Here is a 2,452-nt window from a genome sequence, read left to right as displayed (position 1 = left end):
CCCTGCCCGCTGGCATCCAGCAGACAGCACTCGCCGTGGCCCATCCCCTGCGGCGCCGCCAGCCGGAACGGCAGCTGCTGACCCAGCACCTCATCGGCACCCTGGCCGATAAAGTCGAGGAATGCCTGATTGCACTCCAGCAGCACCCCGTTGTGATCATCGAAACGGATCAGGTCAGGAATGGCATCGAGCAGAAAGCGCTGCAACAACTGCTGCTTTTTGACCGTCTGTTCCAGGCTCTTGCGCTGGGCAATCTCGTTAACCACGCCAAACACTGCGCACGCCTCTCCCTGCGGGGTGTAAAGAGGCACCTTGTGCACCTCCATCCAGCAGGTATTCCCGCCCCGGTTGCAATGAAGCTGCTGATACAGCATCGGCACGCCTCCGGCAAGCAGCTGCTCATCCTCACTGCGAAAGAGATCGCCCCATGGCATCTCTGCATCTGTCTTGCCGACTACCTCGGCAGGCGACTCCAGCTTGGCTTCACGGGCGAACTCACGATTGGCGAACAGGTAACGCCCATGACTATCTCGACAGAAGATACTCATTGGCAATTGGTCGATGATCTGCTGCAGCAGATCCGGGGTGAGCATGTTAGTCACAGGGGTGCTTATGGAGGAATTTCGAGCAAATCTATGATAGCAAACCAATTTTGTAAAGCACCCCGATCACCTCCCCATAACATCGAACGCTGGATGGTTGCTGACAGAGATTGTCGCTCCGGCGATAATAGGCGCCGGTTGGCCAATGGCCTGGTGATATGGACGAGAGAAACAAGATGAAAAAGATTATGGGGAGCGCATTGGCGCTGCTGCTGGTTGGTTGTGCTGGTGACAATAACGGCGGTGAGGAGTATCGCTACAACCCGCCAATTGCCAAGGCAACCAACAATACTCAGGAAATGGCGATCCCGGTGGATCTGGTGTGGGCTCGCGCCGAGAAGTGGTTCACCGATCACGGCCTCACCATCGAAAACAGCCAGCGTGGCTCCGGCCTGATGACCGCCAACGTCAACCAATCAGCCGACGGGCTGGAGTGGCTGGACTGCGGCACCATGGGTTCCAAAGTTGCACTGGGCAACCCGAACCTGCAGATCAACCTGATCATCACCCAGAGCGGCAACAGCAGCGTGGCCACGGTCAACGTCAAGGGCAACACCGAGCTGTTCTTCGTTGAATCCTCAGGCGAGCGCGTACCGGCCCCGTCCATCAAGCCGGTCTGTGTCTCCCGCGGCACCCTGGAGCAGAGCCTGTTTGCCACCCTCGGCAACTGATTTCTCTTCCCTGCAAAGATAAAAAAAGCGGCAGATTGCTCTGCCGCTTTTTTATTGCGTAGTTGTTAGTGCTTACTGCTTGTCAATATCGAGCATGTTGTTGGTCAACATGTAATCGATCACCTGGTTGGCCGTGGTGCCAGAACCGCCCGTCAGACTGTCGAAGGTATGGTTCATCAGCACAATCTCCTGAGTCACCGGCGCAGTACTGCTCTCCTTGACCTGCAGGTGCACCCCTTCATTGTCCTGGAACACCGAGAGCAGACTCTTCAGATCGGTTGTACTGTGAGAACCGTCGTGATCCAGCAGGTCGCTCAGATCCAGCTTGTCTCCTTCCAAACGGTTGATGGTGCCTGACCCCTTGTTGAAGTCCATGATGTAATCCTTGGTCAGGGAGCCGGATACGGTATCTCCCTTGTTCCAGACAAAGGTATCAGCCCCTTCCCCACCAATCAGGATGTCATTACCCAAACCACCGATCAGATAGTCATTACCAGCTCCAGCATCCAGCACATCGCTTCCACTCCCTCCACGCAGCGCATCTTTACCGTCACCACCGTAGAGATGGTCGTTACCCGAACCACCAAAAATGACATCAGAGCCATTTTGACCATAGATGCGGTCATCACCACCACCACCATGAGCAATATCCAGATAGGCATTGCTGTTTGCAGTGATCTTCAGATCGCTGTTTTCATTGTTGGGGTCTTGCAGTAGAAGCGAATCTGCTCCACGGCTGAAGTTATCCACGGCAAGCTCTGCTGCATCCTGTTTCTGCTGGGAATTGCTATCGAAACCGGATACATGGCTGTCTCCCAGATAGATAATATCGTTACCCTTACCCAAGTAGACCTTGTCGCCACCGACACCCACATCGACAACTATGCCGTTTTCAACGTGCTGTAGCGTCTTGTCGATCGGGGTGCCAGTTCCGGATGTCGACCATTGCACTTTCTGATTACTGGCTGTGGGGTCATACATATGCACAGAGTCGATCATATCGCCCGTTGACTTGATGTCATAACCCACAACAAAGGTCAGCGTACTTGCACTGGTGTCACCATCGAGATCTTTCAAGGTGTAACCGAAATCAAGCTTGACCGAGGGCGACACTGCAGCACCAAAGAACTGGTAACTGCCGTTATCAAGATCGACAATCAGCGAATGCTTGTTATCGAT

General features: G+C 54.4%; 3 protein-coding genes. 1 reads left to right on the top strand and 2 read right to left on the bottom strand.

From position 1 onward, the window contains the following. Positions 1 to 593: PAS domain-containing protein (locus AACS18_RS03745; RefSeq protein ID WP_146184847.1), on the bottom strand; the 593-nt coding region annotated here is incomplete at its 3' end. A gap of 185 nt (positions 594 to 778) precedes the next feature. Between AACS18_RS03745 and AACS18_RS03740 the strand changes: the two genes are divergently transcribed. Next, positions 779 to 1,273 (top strand): hypothetical protein, encoded by a 495-nt coding sequence (locus AACS18_RS03740; RefSeq protein WP_005335330.1) that lies wholly within the window; start codon positions 779 to 781, stop codon positions 1,271 to 1,273. A gap of 72 nt (positions 1,274 to 1,345) precedes the next feature. Here the strand turns inward: AACS18_RS03740 and AACS18_RS03735 are convergent. Next, positions 1,346 to 2,452: calcium-binding protein (locus AACS18_RS03735; RefSeq protein ID WP_146184846.1), on the bottom strand; the 1,107-nt coding region annotated here is incomplete at its 5' end.

It is taken from the genome of Aeromonas sp. HMWF015 (genome assembly GCF_963878965.1).
Classification (GTDB): domain Bacteria; phylum Pseudomonadota; class Gammaproteobacteria; order Enterobacterales; family Aeromonadaceae; genus Aeromonas; species Aeromonas veronii.
This window is presented reverse-complemented; position numbering and strand designations above follow the sequence as displayed.

Bases quoted from the DNA above. Each gene is read 5' to 3' on its own strand.
- AACS18_RS03740 (WP_005335330.1), top strand. From the start codon at position 779: ATGAAAAAGATTATGGGGAGCGCATTGGCGCTGCTGCTGGTTGGTTGT.